Annotated in this window: 21 protein-coding genes and 1 tRNA gene; 13 read left to right on the forward strand and 9 right to left on the reverse strand. The window is 41.5% G+C overall.

Going from position 1 to position 21,044, the window contains the following annotated elements; genetic code table 11:
- Positions 1-80 precede the first annotated feature (80 nt).
- The 4 genes from ACKGJO_RS11415 to ACKGJO_RS11430 all read left to right on the forward strand — a co-directional run bounded on the left by ACKGJO_RS11415 (position 81) and on the right by ACKGJO_RS11430 (position 4,933).
- Positions 81-1,163, forward strand: coding sequence for a Kelch repeat-containing protein (locus ACKGJO_RS11415; protein ID WP_411323568.1), 1,083 nt, complete (start codon positions 81-83; stop codon positions 1,161-1,163).
- 111 nt (positions 1,164-1,274) lie between these two features.
- Positions 1,275-2,927, forward strand: a complete 1,653-nt coding sequence (locus ACKGJO_RS11420; protein WP_411323569.1) for a M28 family peptidase — start codon at positions 1,275-1,277, stop codon at positions 2,925-2,927.
- A gap of 148 nt (positions 2,928-3,075) precedes the next feature.
- The gene (locus ACKGJO_RS11425; RefSeq protein WP_411323570.1) at positions 3,076-3,708 is read left to right on the forward strand and encodes a DsbA family oxidoreductase; all 633 of its coding nucleotides are present in this window, start codon (positions 3,076-3,078) and stop codon (positions 3,706-3,708) included.
- A gap of 91 nt (positions 3,709-3,799) precedes the next feature.
- Positions 3,800-4,933 carry a DUF2911 domain-containing protein gene (locus tag ACKGJO_RS11430; protein ID WP_411323571.1) on the forward strand — a complete coding sequence of 378 codons (1,134 nt, stop codon included), beginning with the start codon at positions 3,800-3,802 and terminating at the stop codon, positions 4,931-4,933.
- A 58-nt stretch (positions 4,934-4,991) separates the two neighbouring features.
- On the opposite strand, the gene ACKGJO_RS11435 is transcribed toward ACKGJO_RS11430, so the two are convergent.
- The gene (locus ACKGJO_RS11435) at positions 4,992-5,756 is read right to left on the reverse strand and encodes an enoyl-CoA hydratase/isomerase family protein (RefSeq protein ID WP_411323572.1); all 765 of its coding nucleotides are present in this window, start codon (positions 5,754-5,756) and stop codon (positions 4,992-4,994) included.
- 4 nt (positions 5,757-5,760) lie between these two features.
- Positions 5,761-6,102 (reverse strand): divalent-cation tolerance protein CutA, encoded by a 342-nt coding sequence (gene cutA / locus ACKGJO_RS11440; protein ID WP_411323573.1) that lies wholly within the window; start codon positions 6,100-6,102, stop codon positions 5,761-5,763.
- A gap of 137 nt (positions 6,103-6,239) precedes the next feature.
- Between cutA and ACKGJO_RS11445 the strand changes: the two genes are divergently transcribed.
- The 5 genes from ACKGJO_RS11445 (at position 6,240) to ACKGJO_RS11465 (ending at position 11,040) form a co-directional block, all read left to right on the forward strand.
- Positions 6,240-6,323, forward strand: a tRNA-Leu gene (locus ACKGJO_RS11445).
- Positions 6,324-6,390: 67 nt separating this feature from the next.
- On the forward strand, positions 6,391-7,686 hold the full coding sequence (gene tig, locus ACKGJO_RS11450) for a trigger factor (RefSeq protein WP_411323574.1): 1,296 nt from the start codon (positions 6,391-6,393) through the stop codon (positions 7,684-7,686).
- Positions 7,687-7,707: 21 nt separating this feature from the next.
- Positions 7,708-8,364 (forward strand): ATP-dependent Clp endopeptidase proteolytic subunit ClpP, encoded by a 657-nt coding sequence (clpP, locus tag ACKGJO_RS11455; protein WP_411323575.1) that lies wholly within the window; start codon positions 7,708-7,710, stop codon positions 8,362-8,364.
- Positions 8,365-8,392: 28 nt separating this feature from the next.
- The gene (gene clpX / locus ACKGJO_RS11460) at positions 8,393-9,646 is read left to right on the forward strand and encodes an ATP-dependent Clp protease ATP-binding subunit ClpX (protein ID WP_411323576.1); all 1,254 of its coding nucleotides are present in this window, start codon (positions 8,393-8,395) and stop codon (positions 9,644-9,646) included.
- Positions 9,647-9,786: 140 nt separating this feature from the next.
- Complete coding sequence (locus tag ACKGJO_RS11465) at positions 9,787-11,040, forward strand: sensor histidine kinase (RefSeq protein WP_411323577.1); 1,254 nt, start codon at positions 9,787-9,789, stop codon at positions 11,038-11,040.
- Positions 11,041-11,058: 18 nt separating this feature from the next.
- Here the strand turns inward: ACKGJO_RS11465 and ACKGJO_RS11470 are convergent, their stop codons facing one another.
- The 7 genes from ACKGJO_RS11470 to ACKGJO_RS11500 form a co-directional block, all read right to left on the reverse strand.
- The gene (locus ACKGJO_RS11470) at positions 11,059-11,634 is read right to left on the reverse strand and encodes a sigma-70 family RNA polymerase sigma factor (RefSeq protein WP_411323578.1); all 576 of its coding nucleotides are present in this window, start codon (positions 11,632-11,634) and stop codon (positions 11,059-11,061) included.
- Positions 11,635-11,768: 134 nt separating this feature from the next.
- Positions 11,769-12,494 carry a CPBP family intramembrane glutamic endopeptidase gene (locus ACKGJO_RS11475; protein ID WP_411323579.1) on the reverse strand — a complete coding sequence of 242 codons (726 nt, stop codon included), beginning with the start codon at positions 12,492-12,494 and terminating at the stop codon, positions 11,769-11,771.
- A complete protein-coding gene (locus ACKGJO_RS11480; protein ID WP_411323580.1) occupies positions 12,487-13,419 on the reverse strand; it encodes a LysM peptidoglycan-binding domain-containing protein in 933 nt (310 codons plus the stop codon). Before ACKGJO_RS11480 ends, ACKGJO_RS11475 begins: the two co-directional genes overlap by 8 nt.
- A gap of 57 nt (positions 13,420-13,476) precedes the next feature.
- Positions 13,477-13,800: a tetratricopeptide repeat protein gene (locus tag ACKGJO_RS11485; protein WP_411323581.1), complete on the reverse strand. Its 324-nt coding sequence runs from the start codon at positions 13,798-13,800 to the stop codon at positions 13,477-13,479.
- Positions 13,797-14,984: a chorismate synthase gene (gene aroC, locus ACKGJO_RS11490; RefSeq protein ID WP_411324086.1), complete on the reverse strand. Its 1,188-nt coding sequence runs from the start codon at positions 14,982-14,984 to the stop codon at positions 13,797-13,799. The genes ACKGJO_RS11485 and aroC overlap by 4 nt, the downstream gene beginning before the upstream one ends.
- Before the next feature lie 26 nt (positions 14,985-15,010).
- Positions 15,011-16,075, reverse strand: a complete 1,065-nt coding sequence (locus tag ACKGJO_RS11495) for a potassium channel family protein (RefSeq protein ID WP_411323582.1) — start codon at positions 16,073-16,075, stop codon at positions 15,011-15,013.
- Positions 16,072-16,275, reverse strand: a complete 204-nt coding sequence (locus ACKGJO_RS11500) for a hypothetical protein (protein WP_411323583.1) — start codon at positions 16,273-16,275, stop codon at positions 16,072-16,074. The genes ACKGJO_RS11495 and ACKGJO_RS11500 overlap by 4 nt, the downstream gene beginning before the upstream one ends.
- Before the next feature lie 293 nt (positions 16,276-16,568).
- On the opposite strand from ACKGJO_RS11500, the gene ACKGJO_RS11505 reads away from it, so the two are divergent.
- The 4 genes from ACKGJO_RS11505 (at position 16,569) to ACKGJO_RS11520 (ending at position 20,944) form a co-directional block, all read left to right on the forward strand.
- Positions 16,569-17,336, forward strand: a complete 768-nt coding sequence (locus ACKGJO_RS11505; protein ID WP_411323584.1) for an MlaE family ABC transporter permease — start codon at positions 16,569-16,571, stop codon at positions 17,334-17,336.
- A 3-nt stretch (positions 17,337-17,339) separates the two neighbouring features.
- Positions 17,340-18,089: an ABC transporter ATP-binding protein gene (locus tag ACKGJO_RS11510; protein ID WP_411323585.1), complete on the forward strand. Its 750-nt coding sequence runs from the start codon at positions 17,340-17,342 to the stop codon at positions 18,087-18,089.
- Positions 18,090-18,101: 12 nt separating this feature from the next.
- A complete protein-coding gene (locus ACKGJO_RS11515) occupies positions 18,102-19,034 on the forward strand; it encodes an MlaD family protein (protein ID WP_411323586.1) in 933 nt (310 codons plus the stop codon).
- A gap of 155 nt (positions 19,035-19,189) precedes the next feature.
- Positions 19,190-20,944: a SurA N-terminal domain-containing protein gene (locus tag ACKGJO_RS11520; protein WP_411323587.1), complete on the forward strand. Its 1,755-nt coding sequence runs from the start codon at positions 19,190-19,192 to the stop codon at positions 20,942-20,944.
- Positions 20,945-21,044: the final 100 nt, after the last annotated feature.

The following is a 21,044-nucleotide window of genomic DNA, read 5'->3' on the forward strand; positions in this document are numbered from 1 at the left end:
ATTTCTGAACGCGAATTTTTCGGATTAACAAGGTGTTCAGGGTAATTAAAAATCAGATAATAAGTCCAGTAATTATACAAATGAAAAATATATTAACACTATTCACCCTCGCTATTTTGGCAGTTTCTTGTCAACAGGCACCTAAACAAGTCTCCCTTGAATGGGAAGAAGTGGCATCTCTACCTATAGAGATATCAAATAACGCAGTTGCATCTGCATCCGTTGATGGTATTCCTTACATCTACACCTTTTCAGGACTAGAAGAAGGTAAGACATTCAGAGATGTCAGTGATTTTGCTGCTCGGTATAATGCCAATGAAAACATATGGGAAGAGATTCCCGGCGTACCAGACAAAATCGGAAGATTGGGAAGTACAGCTGAAACCGTAAATGGAAAAATATACATCTATGGCGGATATACTGTTGCTGAAGATGGCTCTGAAGTTTCTACCTCAGAGGTATTTAAATATGATCCGGTTGCAAATTCTTACGAAAGAGTAGCTGATATGCTACTGCCTGTCGAAGACGCCGTATCTCTTGTGTATCAGAATCGATATATATATCTCGTAAGTGGATGGAATTACACCAATAATGTGTCTAATGTTCAAGTATATGACACTGAAACTAATTCCTGGGAACATGCTACCCCATATCCCGGCCCACCGGTTTTTGGTCATGCAGGCGGTATTGTAGGCAACACCATGGTACTTTCTGACGGTGTTCGAGTTTTTGTTGATGAAGGCGAGCAGATCTTCAATATGTCTCCCGGAAGCATAAAGGGAGAGATCAGTGCCGAAGACCCAACATCCATTAATTGGACTCGTATCAATCAGCACCCCGGAAACGCTCGCTACAGAATGGCGGCCATTGGGGTTGAATCACCGGTGGAAATGATTATTTTTGTTGGAGGTTCCAGCAACCCATACAATTTCAACGGTATCGGATATAACCTGAGACCATCTGTTCCTGAAACAACAGCATTCGGCTTTCGGCTCGACACTCAGGAATGGGTAGAATTGGGAGTACAGCCAACTCCAACCATGGATCACCGTGGCATGGGTAAGGCTAACAATGAATATTATATCATTGGCGGCATGGTAGATGACCAAATAGTAACTGATAAGGTTCAAAAATTTTCTATAGAGATCTCTTCAGAAAATTGATCCAAAAATAATTTTAGTGCTCAAAGCGAAAGACTTAACCGCCTTTCGCTTTTTTTATTTTGTACATTATCTTTACTCAGATACCAAAAAACTCCAATTAAATTTTACGAGATGAAATCTGTTTCAATTATTGCCATACTGATCTCTATATTAGCTCTTGGATGTTCCAGCGCACCTGAACACAAAGCTGCAAATTCCATAAACAAAGATTCACTGCTTCGACACATCGAAACCCTGGCTAGCGATGATTTTAGGGGAAGGTCTACCGGAACCGCCGGTGAACAAATGACGGTAGACTATCTGGTTAACGAGTTCGAGAAAATGGGCGCTGCTCCGGGAGCTGAAAATGGGAGCTATGTGCAGGAGTTCCCTCTTTTGGGCCAAAAGACCTCCAATGTTGAAATGTCTGTTTCAACAAACGGACGAACTCCATTCAGTGTAGAATATTTTGATGAATTCATGGCCTGGCCTGCAAATCAGGCTGAGCAACTTGATGTTCAGGATGCCGAGCTTATTTATGTGGGTTATGGTATTCAGGCCCCCGAAGAGAATTGGGATGACTTTAAGGGAGTGGATGTAGAAGGCAAGATCATTGTCGTAAAAAACAACGATCCTGAGTTTGACCCTGATCTGTTTGAGGGGAAAACCAGGCTCTATTACGGACGATATAATTACAAGTATGAAAAAGCCAAAGAATTGGGAGCTTTGGGTGCCATAATCATTCACACCGATGAAACCGCAGGGTATGGATGGAATGTCGTTTCTAATAGCTGGAGCCGCGAACGTTTTTACTTAAAAGGAGAGGACAATACTTCTTCCTCACCAACTAAATTCAATGGCTGGATGACCTATCAGGCGTCTCAGCTTTTATTTGAGGAGGCAGGTTTAGACCTTAATGAATTGATGGACGCCGCTGACAGTCATGATTTTGAACCGGTTCCACTGAACGGAATACGCATGAATGTAAGTATGGATGCAGAATATCGTGAGATCAGGGGCAAAAACGTTATTGCAGAAATTAAAGGAAGTGATGAGGACCTGAACGATGAATACCTCGTATTAACAGCTCACCACGATCATCTTGGAATTACAGCCCCGATCGAAGCTGATTCTATCAACAACGGCGCATCAGACAACGCCGCCGGCGTGAGTGCCTTACTGGAAATGATGGAAGCTTATAAGTCTATCCAAACTGAGATCAAACGAAGCGTGCTGGCTGTAGTTGTAGGGGCTGAGGAAGTTGGTCTTTTGGGCTCTCAATATTGGGCTGAAAATCCTACCATTGAACCCGGTAATGTAACAGCCAACATAAACCTGGATGGTATGAACGTTTACGGGCAAACCAAAGACGTTGTAGTTGTGGGATACGGACGCTCTTCTCTCAGCGATCTGTTAGTGGAAGAAGCTCAGAAGCAAGGCCGAACTGTAAAACCTGATCAGCACCCCGATCGTGGATACTTTTACCGATCAGATCATTTTAATTTAGCCAAAGTGGGTATCCCCGCTATTTTCCCAAATCCCGGCAGAGAATTTATCGATAAGCCTGACAACTATCTTGCAACCGTCGACAGTCTTTCGGATGCCAACTATCACACTGTTAATGATGAGATCAATCAGTATTGGGACCTGGCAGGTGCCGAAGTTGATACCCGCTTGTTTTTCCTTACCGGTTTCAGGGCACTTAATGCTGAAGAGCTGCAAACATGGAAAGAAGGAGACGAATTTAAAGCAACGCGGTTACGCATGCTTGAACGAATTGAATGATACCTGACCTACCTTTTGCTTTTCCCTAAGGATGCTGAATTAAATTTAGCATCCTTTTTTTGCAAAAATATTTAAAGATCAAACCGCAATCATTGAACTTCATTGCGGCAGAATGAGTTATAATTATTGAATTAAACATTCAAATTGTATGGATATTGAAATTTGGTCGGATGTGGCTTGCCCGTTTTGTTACATTGGAAAAGTACATCTTGAAAAAGCACTTGAAAAAATACCAAAAGTCTCGGTCAACATCACTTGGAGAAGTTTTGAACTTGATCCTAATGCCCCTACAGAACCTGAGGCTGATATTTACGATACCCTTGCAACTAAATATGGTAAAGACCGCGATTGGGCCATAGATATGAACAAGAATATGACACAAATGGCTGAAAAGGTTGGTCTTGATTTCAATATGGATGCAGTTAAACCCACAAACACCTTCAACGCCCACAGGGTTATTCAATTTGCAGACAGCAAAGGGCTTCAGCATGAAATGAAAGAGCGCCTGCTTAAAGCATATTTCACTGAAGGTAAAAATGTGGGTGATGTAGCAACTCTTTCTGAGTTAGCTGAAGATATCGGTTTAGATAAAAATGAGGTCTTCAAAACCCTGAACGGGAAACAATTTACCGATGAAGTGGTTCAGGATATTGAACGCGCCCATAAGATCGGTGTACAGGGTGTCCCGTTCTTTTTGATCAACAATAAATATGGCCTTTCAGGCGCTCAGCCCGTGGAAGCATTTGTTGAGGCACTGACTAAGATCAAAAAGGAATCTTAAACGCCATTTACTAATTTTAAAGCTATAATTTTGGCTTTAATGACTTTTTGAAATAGATTTTAATTTAATCATAACAACCAACTGACATATTATGCGAAATTTAATTTTTGCGCTATTATTCACATCACTTTTTACGGCGTGCAGCTCTCAGAGTAACGATAGCTACTTTGTTACAACATTGGGTGACGATACTCTTGCAGTAGAACAGTTCATGAAAACAGACTCAGGTATGGTTGCCAATGTGATCCTGCGCAGTCCTGAAACCAGGTTCTCAAAATACTCCCTTATATTGGATGAGACCGGTGGCATCACTCTTATGCAGAGAACCGATTATCCGACTGCGGTAGGTTTTACGGGTGAAGGAGCTCTCACTCAAACTATCACCAGACAAGGCGACAGCCTGAATGTCGAATTCTATGGTGAAAATGAAGCGCGTGCTTACATGGCCCCATACGAACCGGGTGTATTACCATTCATAGATATGGTGCACTGGCCGTTTGAACTTGCTTTTAATTCTGCTGTTGCGACCGGGCAAGACACAGTGAACCAGCCTCTTTTAAGTGGTAATCGTATTTCAAATTTTATTATTGCTGATATTGAAGGTGATTCTATGACCATCAGGCATCCATTCCGTGGTGTTATGGGTGTGAATGTGACACCGGAAGGGAATATAAAACACCTTGATGCAGGACTGACTACACGAAAACTAAAAGTAAATCGAGTCAATTCTGTTGATATGAGCGCACTTTCAGACCGCTTCGCACAAAATCCAATGGGTGAACTTTCCGGAGCAATCAGTGCTGAATATTCCTTCAATAGTGCCAACTTTCGGGTTGATTATGGATCACCCCAAAAACGAGGACGTGATCTATTTGGCGGTATTGTACCCTACGGAGAACGATGGAGGACCGGGGCTAACAGGGCTACTCATTTCTATACTTCAAGTGACATTCAGATCGGTGATCTTGAAGTTCCGGCCGGTGAATACACCATATTTACTATTCCGGAAGAAGATGGTGGTACTATGATCATTAACAGTGAGACCGGCCAAAACGGCAATTCTTACGATGAAAGTCAGGATTTCGGTCGTGTACCAATGCAAGTTGAACAAACCGATGAAATGACAGAAGCTTTTACGATCACTGTTGAAGAAACTGATGAAGGCGGAAGATTGAACCTGATCTGGGGCAATACTGTTTACTTCGTCAATTTTACCGTCGATTAATTCAAATCGGCAAAGCAATTAAAGTTTACAACAAAAAAGGCGCTTAACGGCGCCTTTTTTATTTTCGGTTCATGAACCTATCAACCCTTGAGATGTGCTGTTCATCAACCCAGAGCTCAGAAAAGGGATCTATTTCAGCATCCAAAGCCTCATTTCGTTGAGGTGAATTTCTCAATGCGCCCTCTTTTAAAAAGCGAATAAACTTTCGATCGTTTTTGGTGAGCATCTCAGTCCATTCCTGCACTTCGTTTTCAACTGACTTTCCTGTCAGGATATGCTCGATCAAACCTTGAGATAAAACTGTTTCTGCATCAGTGATCACGGATTTTCCAAGCCACTCCAGTGCTTTAGTACGACCGACCTTTTCAACGAGCCTCGTAAGTCCTCCCCAACCGGGAACGAGATAAAACCGACCCTGCGTAAACCCAAATTTTGCATCGGGCACTGAGAGCCGAAAGTCGAAAGCCAGCATCAATTCTATGCCACCACCGTAGGCATCACCATTTATACAAGCTACTGTCCAGCATGGCAGTTGTTCTATCCTGAGCAGTAAACTTTGCATTCGCTTGGATTTTGCGACGGCTTCCTCTTTCGATTTAATGGTGTGAAACTTCTTCAAGTCTCCGCCGGACACAAAAGACTCCCTGCCTTCTCCACTTAATACAAAGACCCTTATATTATCATCTTCTTCCAGCTCTCCAACAAGAACTTCAAGCTCATGCATAACATCGAAATCGATGGCGTTTCTTGCATCCGGGCGATCTATCTTTGCCCACAATACGTGACCTGAAGTTCGTTTTACAGTCAATACTGTTCTTTTCAATGACCTATAGCTTAAATGGTTCTTTTGAATTTTTCTCCAGCCAATCCAGATATTCCTCGTTGCCTTCATCCTCAGTGATAGTAAATGATATTACGCAGGGCACTTCGTAGCTGTGCATTTCTTTGACACGACGTGTAACCTTTCTAATCCTGGAATAATGTGTTTTAATGATGAGTATGCATTCAGCGTCTTCCTGAATTTCACCATCCCATTTATAAATGGAGTTCATCCCATCCAATATATTGACACAGGCAGCCAGATTTTCATTAACAAGTGCGCGACCAATTTTACGGGCTTCTTTTTTATCGGATGTCGTAACGTAAAGCAGGCGAAGATTTCTATACATAATGATTTAAAATTCAGACATTCACTCCCCAATTTCCACTTCTTTTTTCTACATATCAATTGTAATACTAAGCAATTTATTTACAATAAGTTTGAATTCAGAAAATGAAAGTCTTATCTTTGCAAGCTCTGAATTTTGCGAGAGTGGCGGAATTGGTAGACGCGCTAGATTTAGGATCTAGTATCTTAACCGATGTGGGGGTTCGAGTCCCCCCTCTCGTACTTCCTTCCCAATTTTTAATTGAAATCCTGTTCATTTACTGAATAAAATAAACAAAGCGGAGATCACGTGGATATTTCTGTAGAAGAGCTCACATCTGTCGATAAAGAAGTAACCCTGAAAGCAAAAAGAGAAGACCTTCAGGAAGATTTCGACAAAGCTTATAAAAAATACAAAGACCAAATTCAGCTTCCGGGATTCCGTCCGGGTAAGGTCCCAATGGGCATGATAAAAAAGCGTTTTGGCAAAGAGATCGAACAAGAAGAGATCAGTAACATAGTTCAAAAGATCTTTGAAAAGGAAGTTGTACCTGAGTATGAGCCCATTGGTGAAACAGAAATGGTAGACTTCACCTGGGAAAATGACGAGCTTGAAGTAAAATTCAAGATCGGCTCCAAGCCTGAGATCGAAGTTAAAGACCTTTCAAAGATCAACGTTGACCGTATGGTCCATGATGTGACAGACGAAGAGGTTGAGGAAGAGATAGAGCGCACGCTTGAGCGTGAAGGTAATTGGGAGAATGTTGATGAGGAAGCTACAGACGAGTCCAAGCTGATCGTTGATGTTCAAACCCTTGACAAAGAAGGAAATCCTATTGAAGACGATGTAGATGAAGGACAAGAGATCGACCTGCGTCAGGATGGTGCAGAAGAATTCAGAAAAGAACTCTCCGGTAAAAAACCCGGTGATATTGTTGAGATGGAGCTTGGAGAGGGTGATGAAAAAGATCGATTCCGCGTAACCATCAAAAAAGTGCAAAAGCTGAACAAGGCTGAGCTTGATGATGAGCTTATCGAAAGCCAAAGTAACGGCGAAGCTGAAGATGAAGAGCAATTTAGAAGCTACATCAAAAGCCGCATGCAGGAATATTACGATCAGACCGCAGATGACCTTTTCAAGAATGATGTTGCTGATGCTCTTGTTGAAGCACACGACTTTGAAGTTCCGGAAACATTTGTGGCTCAAATTCAGGGGTCCTACGTTGATCAGCTTAAACAAAAGCAAGGCGGAGAACTACCTGAAAACTTTGACGCAGAGCAGTATAAAGCCGGAATGAGAGACCGCGCCGTTCGCGAAGCTAAGTGGTCATTCATTAGTCAAAAACTGCAAGAAACATTTGAAGATATCGAAATAAAACCCGAAGATATTGACGAGCATCTAGCTGTTGAAGCAGCACGTTATGGTGTACCGGCCGATCAGCTGAAACAATACTATGCACAGCAGCCTCAAATGCTTGAACAATTGCGAAGCAGTATTCGCGAAAACAAAGTATTCGATATCCTGCAGGACAAAGTGAAGATCAATGAAATGGGCAAAGACGAATACCGAGAGCAGCAGGAAAAGAAAGACAAAAAGAATAAATAACCTATATATCGGATCAATAAAATGATTACCAATCAACCTTTATTTGAAGAGCCTAATTTAGATTCTGTTCAGTCTATTCAAAACAACCTCGTCCCTATGGTCGTTGAGACCACAAGTCGCGGTGAAAGAGCTTACGACATCTACTCGAGATTACTCAAAGATCGTATCGTGATCTTGGGCACACCGGTAAATGATGCTGTTGCAAGCTCTATTACAGCTCAGCTTCTTTTTCTTGAAAGTGAAGATCCTGAAAAAGATATTCAGTTTTATATAAACAGCCCGGGCGGTGTTGTTTCAGCCGGATTGGCCATCTACGATACTATGCAGCATATTAAATGTGATGTTGCCACTACGTGTATGGGAATGGCTGCCAGCATGGGCGCCGTGCTTTTAACAGCCGGTACCACAGGTAAGCGCAGTATACTTCCACACGCCCGAGTGATGATCCATCAGCCTTTGGGTGGCACACAGGGTCAGGCGAGTGATATTGAAATTGAAGCCAGAGAGATCATCCGTGTTAAAAAAGAACTTAGCCAAATACTGGCAGACCACAGTGGTCAAACTGTTGAGCAGATCATGGAAGATTCTGACCGAAATAAATGGATGACTGCCCAGGAGTCCGTAGATTATGGCCTGGTTGATAACCTGATTGCCAAATCCGGCAAAAATTCTAAATAACCGGCATTTTCATTAAATTAAGCTTGTTATGAGCGATAAAGAGAAAAACAGCGATATTGTACACTGTTCATTTTGCAGTCGCTCCAGTCTGGAAGTGAACAGTATGGTAGCCGGTCCCGGAGTTTATATTTGTGACCGTTGCGTGGAAGATGCATCAAGCATTATTGAAAGTGATTTAGCTTCACTGGCTCGCAGAAGAGAGAAGAGCTATAAGCCGATGCTTAAACCAGTCGAGATCAAGACCAAACTCGACGATTACGTTATCGGACAGGAAATGGCCAAAAAAACCTTATCAGTAGCCGTTTATAATCACTACAAGAGAATTTCCGGTGAAAACTCTGAGATCGATGATACTCAGATCGAAAAATCCAACATTATGCTGTTGGGCCCAACAGGGAGCGGTAAAACTCTTCTTGCTCGTACCTTGGCAAGGATCATAGATGTTCCGATTACCATTGCTGATGCAACTGTACTAACGGAAGCCGGTTACGTGGGTGAAGATGTGGAAAGTATTTTAAGCAACCTGCTACAGGCAGCCGATTATGATGTAGAACGCGCTAAGCGAGGCATTGTATATATTGATGAGGTGGACAAAGTAGCTCGCAAGAGTGATAATCCATCAATCACTCGCGATGTAAGCGGAGAAGGTGTTCAGCAGGCGTTATTGAAGATATTAGAAGGAACAGTCGCTAACATACCACCGAAAGGCGGTCGTAAGCACCCCGAACAAAGTTTTATCCAGCTGGATACAGCAAATATTCTGTTTATTTGTGGCGGAGCCTTTTCCGGACTTGAAGATATCATTGCCAAGCGGCTATCAACCAGCGTAATGGGTTTCCATACCAACGAACAAGTAAAATTCGACAAAGACGATCCAAAAATATTCACGCATGTTGAGCCTGAAGATCTGCAGCATTACGGACTGATCCCTGAACTGATAGGTAGACTGCCTGTTATTGCAGGGCTACACGAACTTTCAGATGAAGCTATGCTGGACATCCTTACCACCCCAAAAAATGCTCTTGTAAAGCAATATACCAAGCTTTTTAAGATGGAAGATGTCGAGCTGGAGTTTGAGGAAGAAGCCTTGAAAGGAATTGTCAAGCGGGCAAAAAAACGAAAAACAGGCGCGCGTGGCCTAAGATCCATCATGGAAGCTTCTATGCTTGATATCATGTTCACATTACCTTCAATGAGTAATATCTCTAAATGTGTGATCACAAAAGAGACCATTGAAAAACAGGCTCCACCTGTTTACGAAAAACAAAAAGCTTCTGCTTAAAATAATTTTATGAAAAGCCTTCCTTTCAAACAATGGAGGGCTTTTTACTTTCATACCTTTTTATTTTTCAACAATAGGTGTATTCTTTACCTATGAAACTGTTCGTGCCCGCTAATAAGATTAAGCTTATCCTGGTTTTTTTGCTCATTACGCTGGGGATTGGATCTGTTATCTACAATCAATATCTGGTTACCAAGATTATTGAACAGGAACGCGCCAGCGTCGAACTGTGGACAAAAGCCATCGAGTTCACTAGCCAGCCGGTGAATGAACAACCGGGAGCCATGCTGCTTGAAGCAATATCCATGTTAAAACAAATCGATGATGTTCCAGACAGTCTAATTGCCTTGCTTGAAGAGGCAGAATCAGCGGGCAGCTCAACAGACTTTGTTCGTGAGGAGATCATCATTCAGGATCGTTTTAAGATCCCAACACTTGTTCTTGATGAAAGTGATTTCATCATGGCCTATAAAAATATTGATACTGTACGAGTTGAGAATGAAGCGTATAGAGATGAGCTCATCCGCGAATTCAAGAGCCTGAATGAGCCATTTAAATTTTCTATCGGTGATGAGTATCGCCAGCTTGATCAATTTGTGTATTATGGTGAAAGCCCGACTGTTCAGATGCTTCGTTACTTTCCCTACATACAGATCCTATTACTGGGACTTTTATTGGGTATAGGTTATACAACATACAGAAGTATTACCCGATCAGAACAATCAAATCTATGGGTAGGTATGGCCAAAGAAGCAGCCCATCAGCTTGGCACGCCTATTTCAAGTTTATACGGTTGGCTTCAGCTGCTAAAGGATGAATATCGCTATGAAGACACCGCTGTCAATATCGCCAATGAGATCGAAAAGGATGTGCAGCGTTTAAGGGGAGTTGCTGAGCGATTTGGGAAGATCGGCTCGGAGCCTGAACTTCAGAAAATGGAGATCCAACCCATTTTGGATCAGGTGGCCGCATATATGGAACGCAGACTGCCCCGACTTAGTAACTCTATAGAAGTTCGCAAAGACCTGAAAGCAAGAGCCTTGGTAAAAATAAACCCCGAATTATTCCAATGGGCTATTGAAAATCTGGTTAAAAATGCCATGGATTCAATGAAAGAAAAGGAGACCGGTGGATATATCTCTATCAGTTCTAAGGTTCAGGAAGGGGAGGTGATAATCGATATTGAGGATACCGGAAGAGGGATTGAAATAAAAAACGTTAAGAATATCTTCAAACCCGGTTTCAGCACAAAAAAAAGAGGATGGGGTTTAGGATTAAGTCTTACTAAGCGGATTATTGAAGAATACCACAAAGGCAGTATCTTTGTATTACGTTCAGAACTGGATGAGGGCACCACTATGCGTGTTACGATGGAGGTCAAGGAAGAAGAGTGAAAGTAACTAAATAACTGTTTAATCTCCGGTAAATCCGCGCTTCTTAGCGTACTCCAGCAATTCTGTTTTCAATAGGTTTCTTCCACGATGAAGCCGAGAGCGTATTGTACCAATAGGGACATCCAGCATGTTAGCGATCTCTTCATAAGTATAACCTTCCACATCACATAAAAGTACCACTGTCCTAAAATCTTCAGGCAAGCGAGTGAGTGCATTGGACAGATCATCATCCATCATTTCCCTGAACATCAGGCTTTCAAGATCAGAAGTTTCTGTTCGTTCGGCCCTTATAGATTCGTAATAAGGAGAAACTTCATCATAATCTACCTGAGAAGGTTTTTTTGATGTCTTACGATAGTTGTTGATAAAAGAATTCTTCAAGATCCGAAACATCCATGCCTTGGCATTGGTGCCTTTCTCGTAGCTGCTGAAAAACCGATATGCCTTTACAATAGTATCCTGCACGAGATCTTCTGCGTCATTTGGATCTGTGGTAAGTCGAAGTGCAAAATTATACAAAGCATCCATGTGAGGAATTATCTCCTCATCGAAGTCTTTCTGCTTCTGCTTTTCATCTCTTGTTAATTGAGACATTAAACCATCCCTAAGTTTTTTCTAAATATATCTCTGAATTGTATTTCTGCGCTAAGAATTTTGTAGACGAATATTACCCATACATTAGTTTAATATTAAATAGATTGTATTGATTGGCCCATTAGTAAATTCTTTTATGACAGAAATGCAATTACCATTATATCATAAATTGCATGTGTCCACGCAGCTACTCCGAACCCTCTCCAAACATAAATCCCATTTAGAATTAATCCAAATAAAAAGCGATATAAAAACGACCCCATGGTAAAAGCATCTCCCATAGAACCTATATAATGTACCGCAGAGAATAATAGCGCAGAAAGTACGACTGCCGCAGTGATAGCAGCCCATTTTTTACCAAATACTTTAGTGAAGATAAGTATAAAAACCGTAACCAGTATCACCCTAAAAAACAGCTCTTCATATAAACCCGCACCAAGTGACAAAGCTAGCTTTTGTGTGGTTGTAAGTGTGGTTATAGGATCACTGGCAACCATATTTAACATAAATGAAACAAGGGACTGACTTATGAAAGCCACCACAATTGCATAGAAGGTTGCTTCCAGAAGAAGCATTGGAAAATAGACAAACTTCAGGGTTTTGAGTCGTTCCTTCTCTTTGTAGAGTATGAATAACCCAACAATTGCAATTATCAAAAGTGAAAATGATATTGCGCTAACCCCAAGGGAAGTAAATAATGATTTTATCCAGACATCCACACTGATCCGAACGATGGCCTCACCGGATGGTTGAGAGATCAGGATCAAAATTTCATACAAAAAGAACAACGGCAGACTAACCAGAAAACTGTATAGCAGGTTATTGGTATTCTCAAAATATTGCTTAACCTGATTAGTCATTTACTTCAGTATATATTTTTACAGCAGGCTCATTCACTTCATTCAACTGAAGTGTTGTAAAAGCTTTTTCAGATAACTTCAGTCCTGATCCTGTGATACGGTCATTAACCCTTACATAGATACCGTGCCCTGTTTTGCTGTTTTCAACGAATATAATGCTACCAAGTGCCATATTGGAATGGGCTGCAGTCAAGCCATTTGGGTCATATAGCTCACCGTTGGTGGTAGTTTCCTGACGTCTTGAAGAATCATATTTAGCAACAGATACTTCACCCAGATCTTGTAGATCCGCTTTTTGAAGATACGGGTTATCGTAATTTCTGGACGGGGGCAGCAGAATTGTAACTTCCTGTCCGGCCACCAGGCGGTTTGGATCAACGTCGGGATTCAAATGCAGGAACTCTTCCTCAGTCATTTTAAAGCGCCGGTTAATGGCATTCACCGTATCCCCGCTCCTGATGCTGTATATTGAGAACACGCCCTGTGGCGTGGATTCCTCTGAGAATTCTGCTACTGAAGGCGGTGCTTCATTTTTCTTTTTAACAGCTAAAGTTTGACCAACCCGAATATTATCTCCTGTAATATTATTCAGCTCTCTTAGCTGACTTATGGTCATATTATGCTCTCGTGCGATACCATACAAAGTATCCCCACTTTTAACCGTGTAAAATACATTTTCAGACACAGAGGGCTGATTGATCAATGATTCAGAATCTTGATCAGTATTTCCTTCCGAATCCTCTTCACGAATGTAATAGACCAATGTCTGCCCAACTTCAATTTCGTTATTGGAAAGATCATTCCATTGTTGTAGCTCGGAAATAGTCACATTCAGCGATTTTGAGATTCCATACATAGTATCTCCTGATTTAACTTCATAGGTGGCTTTTTCCTGTGCCATTACGTTGCCTGCCGAAAAGAGCATAAGTATGGTTAGAAATACGGTAGAATAAATTTTAAAACACTTAAAAGTCATAGCCTCTTAATCCAATTCCAATTCAAGATCGAACTTTGCTGACTTAAGTTCCGCTTTGGAATGTTCGTCATTTTGTTGATCTGCAATTTCAATTCCTTTAGTATACGTTTTCAAGGCCTTTTCATTATCCTGAAGGTCAACATATAATTTACCTAAATGATAGTAAACACCCACATATTCAGGGTCGTTGTCAACAATATTTTGAAATAAGACTCTCGCCTTGCTCGATTCGCCTATCTTCAGCATTTCCAATGCTAATGTAAATTTATAGAAGGAATCATCCGGGTTTTCCTTTACAGCTTTCGCCAATGTTTGAATTCGGGCGCTCATGTTTTGTTAGCTTCAAAATTCTTTTCGATCTCAGAAATAGAATCGCTGCCGAACTTCTCCATAAAAGCATTAGCCAAAACAGGTGCTATCACACTTTCTACAACCACAACTGCCCTGGGCAACGCACATACATCAGACCGTTCATAACGGGTCTCTGTAGCTTTTTTAGAATGCATATCTACTGTTCCAAGCGGATTCAGCATAGTTGGGATCGGCTTCATTACACCTCTCATAATAATTGGCATGCCGGTTGTCATACCTCCTTCAAAGCCACCCATGCGATTTGTCTTTCTCGAAAATCGACTTTCACTTTCTTCAAAGGTGATTTCGTCATGCACTTCGTGCCCCGGCCGGGAACCTGATTCAAAACCCAGGCCAAATTCCACGCCCTTCATTGCCTGTGTTCCAAGTATAGCCTGGGCCAGTTGCCCGTCTAGTTTTTTATCCCAATGCACATAACTGCCCAAACCGGCCGGCAAACCTGTTACCACGATCTCGTAGATACCGCCAAGGGAAGAGCCTTCTTTTCTGCGAACTTTGATCTCTTCTCTCATCTGCGCCGAGAGCTCTTCATCCAGACAGCGGACATCAGATTCATCTGCTGTTTTATAAATGGACTCAGCACCGTTCGCCATCAAAGGATCAACCTTACTGCGAACTGTTTCCCAGCTATCATATCCGACAGAACCGACCCGAAGCACGTGCCCGCCAATTTCGATGCCAAAGTTCTTCAAAAACTGCCTGGCTATGGAACAACAGGCCACTCTCATTGCCGTTTCTCTTGCGCTGGAACGCTCAATGACCGGACGAATATCATCAAAATTGAATTTCTGGGCTCCAACCAGATCTGCATGACCGGGCCTTGGCAGAGTGATCTTTTCTATATCATTGGCTTCAACTGCTTTATTCATCACGACAGGCCAACCGGCATCATCCTTTTCGAATGCCCGATTCGGCATGGTCATAGCAATCGGGCCTCCCATTGTTTTACCAAACCTCAAGCCTGATGTAATGGTCGCAAAATCTTTTTCAAAGGCCATTCTGCCGCCACGTCCATATCCCTGCTGCCTGCGAACCAAATGGGTAGCGATCTCATCTTCAGTAATGGATAAACCCGCGGGCACTCCTTCCACAATACCTGTAAGTTCAGGTCCGTGAGATTCTCCCGCTGTTAAATATCTTATCATTAGTTTCTTCTATTCAATTAATTTTAAATTTCTTCTGCCCGTTCTGACAGTGATCTCTCATCCTGACAAACGGTTGTTCTGAAAACGTCAATTTTATCCTGATCCCCAAGTACGATCAAAGAATCTCCTTCATTCAGCACTGTATCGCCACCGGGATTGAAATCTATACTCCCGTTACCGGGTATTATTGCGATGATCAATACTGAGAATTTATTTCGCACATGGATATCCATTAGTGACTTACCAACCACATCCGACTTGTCACTGATCTGAACTTCCTCAAACGTATGATCCTGATGATCTCCGCTTGTCATTTTTTCGAGGAACTTATCCACATTTGGTCTTAGAATGACATTCGCCATGCGGTCTGCCCCAATTTCATATGGAGAGATAACTTTGTTAGCACCAGCCTTTAAAATTTTTCTTCGGTTCTTATTCTCGTTGGTACGTACTAAAATAAATATATCAGGCTTTAATTCTCTTGCTACCAAGGTGGTAAAGACATTATCCTGATCGCTCGAAAGAGAACAAATAAGAGCCTTTGCTTCTTGTATCCCGGCACTTAATAAAGACTCCTCATCTTGAGCGTTTCCTTCCACATATTCCAATTGGTCTTTTTTAATGCGATCAATACTGGATTCTCGGTTCTCAACGATCACAACCGGCAAGTCAGCTTTTTTCAAATCCTGTGCAATTCTGTGCCCAATTCTTCCATAGCCACAAATTATATAGTGATCTTTCATCTTCTTGATCCTTTTATTCATCATTCTTTCAAAAAATAATTCACTTTCAAATATCAATTGCGTTGTTTGTGAAGCAATATAGGAGATTACCCCAATGCCCAATACAAACACTACAATGGTAAGTATTCTTCCTTCTACGCTTAAATTACTAACTTCTCTAAAACCAATGGTTGTGATGGTGATAAAAGTCATGTAAAAGCCATCAAAAAAGGAAAGCCCTTCTATCACATGGTATCCAACAGATCCAAGAAAAAAAACGATTCCCAAGAAAACTGTAGCTAACACAATTCGTATGGTAGCTGCATTTTCAATGGAGTAATTTTGAAGTTTTTTTAATGAACTCATCGCAATTTAGTTTTCAAACTCAATCTTGTTAACCCGCCAAGATCGCTGTAAGAGTTTCGGCTGATATCAAAGGAAAGGTCGCCAATATTGATTCCTACACCAAATGATATTGATCCGCAATCTTTTTCACCAATTTTGAGTCTTGTAAAACATATGCTGGTTTCACCTAAAAAATTGATATAGCTTCCTGAAACAGCCATTCCTTTATCTAACGCCCCACATAAGCGGGCTTCAGATGCATAAGCGAGAAATCGCCGTACCGGTATGCTAAGTGCCCGCCCTCTAGCGCTGAAACACGTGCAGTTAGTGCAATCTCTAAAATCTATAAAAACTTGATGAATTAGACTGAGCTGACGTATTTCCAATGGCCAGAAAAATCACCAGTAAGGCTGTCAAAACTCGCACTTTTTAATTATTTAAAATCACAATTGGCAAAAATGTTTTGTAATATAATCAAATGCTTCGGCAATACGTCAAGATTATTGATTAAGAAATGATATCCGCATTTAGAGAATTACGTTTAGCAGCAGGCTTAAGAGAGTTTGGCAGGTATTGTAAGCTTTTATATCAAGCCCTGAGGTCATCCACCGAGTTCAGCACATACCGAAAGAACCTTTTCCAGGAATTTGTGAAGGTGGGATATGAGTCTATACCTATCATATTTTTAGTTGGCATCTTCACAGGTGCGGTTATGACTCTGCAAACGGCCTACCAACTTGATACAGATCTTTATCCAAGTACAATAATAGGTTCCATCGTAGTTCAATCCCTTATCATTGAACTTGCAGCTGTTATCAGTGCCCTGGTGCTTGCCGGCAAGGTTGGTGCACGAATGTCAACTGAGCTTGGCACAATGAGGGTGAGTGAGCAAATAGACGCCCTTGAAGCCATGGGATTCAATTCCGTCTCCTTTTTGGTGGTCCCACGTATAACTGCCGGTATATTGATGTTTCCGATCTTATATACAACTGCTGCTGTTTTTGGAATTATAGGAGGGATCACAGCCGGTGCAGTTGATGGTATTTTGCCTGCTGCAGAATTTATGGAGGGAGGCCGGGCTTTTTTCTTTGAATCAGATATTATTTTTGGACTCATCAAATCATTTGTCTTTGGATTTGTGATCACCTCAATTGCCTGTTACAAGGGCTATTATGCATTTGGTGGAGCCGAAGGTGTTGGTAACGCCACTACGCGTGCAACCGTTTTAAGTTGTATCTTTGTACTCTTGGCCGATTTTATTTTAGCAGCCCTATTGTTATAGATCATGATCGAAATTAAAAACCTAACAAAAAGCTTTGGCGACCTTTTGGTATGGAAAGACGTAAGTTTTACCATCCAGGATGGTGAAACTACCGCTATTATCGGACGGTCGGGTTGTGGGAAATCGGTGCTTATGAAACACCTGAACGCACTTCTTTATCCGGATGAAGGGCAAATCCTGATAGACGGCAAATCAGTTTTTGACCTCAGCTACACAGAATTGCGTAAAATAAGGCAACGCTTTGGAATTCTGTTTCAGGGCGGAGCTCTTTTTGACTCCATCAGTACTTTTGAAAATGTAGCCTTTCCTCTTAGATATTTTTCCGATCAAACGGAAGAAGAGATCACACAAAACGTCAACGAAGCATTGGAAATGGTAAACCTGAAGGGCTCCGGCGACAAATCTACCGCAGAGCTTTCCGGTGGAATGAGAAAACGAGTCGGCTTGGCACGTGCCATTATACTGAAACCGAATTATTTATTATATGATGAACCAACCTCAGGGCTGGATCCCAGAACTTCCAGTGAGATAAACGAATTAATTGTAGATCTTGCTGACTCTCTTGATATTACCTCCATTGTGATCACCCATGATATGCACAGCGTTTTATCCATTTCCGAAAAGGTGGCTTTTTTAGATGATCAAAAGCTAAGCTGGTTTGGCAAAACGGAAGACATGCAACACAGCGACAATAAAAATCTTATAGATTTCATTACCGCAAGCGAGTATCAAATCAACAAACAAACTGCATAGGAGACCATAACCTTGGCAAAAGTTTCCAACGAATTAAAGATCGGACTGACTACTATAGTTGCTATTATTGTAGGCTTTATTGGCTATAGCATCATGAAAGATCAGCCCGTATTTAAAACATCAAATACCATATATACAAAATTCAGTCAGGTACATGGATTAATTCCCGGCAACCCTGTTAACATAAAAGGGTTCAAAATTGGGTCTGTCAAAAATATGGACCTTTTGATATCTGATTCAACTTTGGTGACACTTAGCATCGAAGAGAAATACCAGATACCTATAGGATCCATTGCCGTACTTAAATCCAGTGGGGTACTTGGTGGGAAATATATTGAAATACAGAAATCAGATTCCCAACAGATGGTCCAGGACGGAGAAACCATTGATGGCGTGTACGAACAGGGCATTATGGACAGTTTTGCTGCAGAAGGAGAAAAGCTAAGCAATGATATTTCCGCTTCTATTCAGGGCGTCGAAGAACTCATAGGCGGATTGAATGAAACGCTGAACGATACCAATCGGCAAAATATTTCAGGAATACTCGGTAATCTCAGATCTACCACTTCCTCTCTTGATCAGGTCATTTCTCAACGGCAAAGTGACCTTGATGAAATGATCATCCATGCTAAAGAAACGCTGGGAAATGTTAACGAATTGAGCTCTGAGAACAAGGAAAAACTTACTTCCCTTATCACTAATCTCGAAAGCACCAGTAAAGAACTGGATACTTTGAGTAAAGGGTTGAATAAAACCAATACAACACTGGATGAGGTTTTAACTAAGATAAACAACGGAACGGGTACACTCGGAAAACTTGCCAACGACCCGTCGCTATACAATAACATTGATAGTCTATCTGTTAATCTTAACCAGCTTATCAAAAATATTAACGAAGATCCCGGTAAGTATCTCAAACACATGAGGCTGATCGAGGTATTTTAACCACCGTTTTATTTGAATTAGCTTTCAATTCCTGCGGTATTGGCTTATATTTCCAAGCTTACTACCAAAGGTACCGCAATGGCCTTTGTGGTAACCAAATCGCAAATTTATAAATGTTTTTTTAGAGGTAACCTTTTATGGGTGTAATGGAAAAAATGAGAAACAGCACCGGAATTATCCTGTGGGTGCTGATCGGATCTTTTGGTTTACTCTGGGTCTTGGCCGATGTAAACTTTTTTGATGCACTCCAAGCCGGCCCAAACTCGCTTGGCAGTGTAAATGGTGAAAAGATCACAAACGAAGAATATCAGAGTAGAATTCAGTACTATTCTAATGCTTACAGCCAACAGACCGGGAATTCTATGACTCCGGAAATGCGGGCTTTCTATGAAAATCAGGCCTGGGATGAACTTGTAAATTCCCGTTTGCTCGACCAAAAAATGGAAGAGCTTGGTATAACTGTTACTGATCAGGAAATTTTGGATATGGTATATGGGGATAACCCTGCACCTATCATTCGTCAGAATTTCACCCGTGAAGATGGCACCATCGATCGTGCAGCGATACAGCAAGTACTTTCTTCCAGCGAATATTCTCAACAAGCAGTTGCTCTTGAAGTTCAGCTTCGCAACCAGCGCAGACAACAAAAGCTGCAAAACTTTATTGCAGCCGGCTTGCAGGTAACTGATCAGGAAGTTGAAGACGAATACATCCGCAACAATACCATAGCAGAGGTTAACTACCTGCGTTTTCCATTCAGTGAAGTAGCAGAACAAGAACTGAACATCTCAGACTCTGAGCTCCGAAGTTATTACAATAACAACAAAGAACGGTTTTCAAGAGAAGAGAGCTATCGTTTTCGTTATGTGACTTTCAGCAAGCTCCCAACCGCAGAAGATACTGCTCAGATCATTGAAGATTTAAGAGAACTAAAAACCCCCTTTGCTGAATCTGAAAACGATTCACTTTTCCTATCCCGACAGGGTTCTTCCACTGACTACAACTCTTCTTTTGTCAGTGAAGACGATATCCGGGATGAATATCAGGCTGTGTTAGATCTTAACGTAGGTGAAGTGTCTGATGTGATCTTAACTGCAAACCAGGCTGCGATCCTTAAAAAAGAAGCTGAGCGTGGAAATGAGGTCAAATTTCAGATCATGAGTTATAACATTCAGGCTCTGCCGGCTACTATTGACGATGCTAACGAAAGAGCAGCCGATTTTGAGTTTTTTGCCTCAGAAGAAACTGATTTTGAGGAAGAAGCCCAATCAAGAGATCTGGAGATCAAAGAGGCTTTTGCTACTAAAGGCAATGACTTTATTTCAGGCTTGGGAACCAGTCAGCAGATCATGAATTTCCTTGACAGATCTGATGAAGGTGATATTTCTGATGTTTTGGAACTGAATTCAGATTTCGTAGTGCTTGAAGTTCTTGAAGTGACCCCTGAAGGCTACCGCCCATTCGAGGAAGTCAGAACTCAGGTTGAAAATCTTGTTAATATTGACAGACGTAAGGAATTAACAGAAGAACGAGTTCAGGGATTGCTTAACCAGTATCAAACACTTGAAGCTATAGCTGAGCAAACTGATCAGGAAATACAATCACAAAATAACCTGAGAGCCAACGCAACGGTCATTCAAGGTGCAGGGCGTGAACCAATGGTAATTGGAGCCGTACTCAGTCTTAATGAAGGCCAAACATCCGATGTAATAGTTGGGAACAGTGCTGCATTCATCGTTGAAGTTGTAAACAAAGAAGAAGCTGACCTGGCAAACTTAACTCCACAAACAAGAAATGAGATCCGTCAGAGACTTGAGCAACGAAAATTTGAGGAATTCAACTCTATTTGGTTGGAAGAATTGCGAGAGAGTGCTAAAATCGTAGATAACAGAGACCGCTTGCTACGATAATTCTTCAGAAGTTTTATTAAGAATTTGGGGTGAGAAGTTTCTTCTCACCCTTTTTTGTTTGCCTTATAGCCTAGAGTCTAGAGTCTAGAGTCTAAAATAC

Source organism: Gracilimonas qinghaiensis (genome assembly GCF_046602855.1).
Classification (GTDB): Bacteria; Bacteroidota; Rhodothermia; order Balneolales; family Balneolaceae; genus Gracilimonas.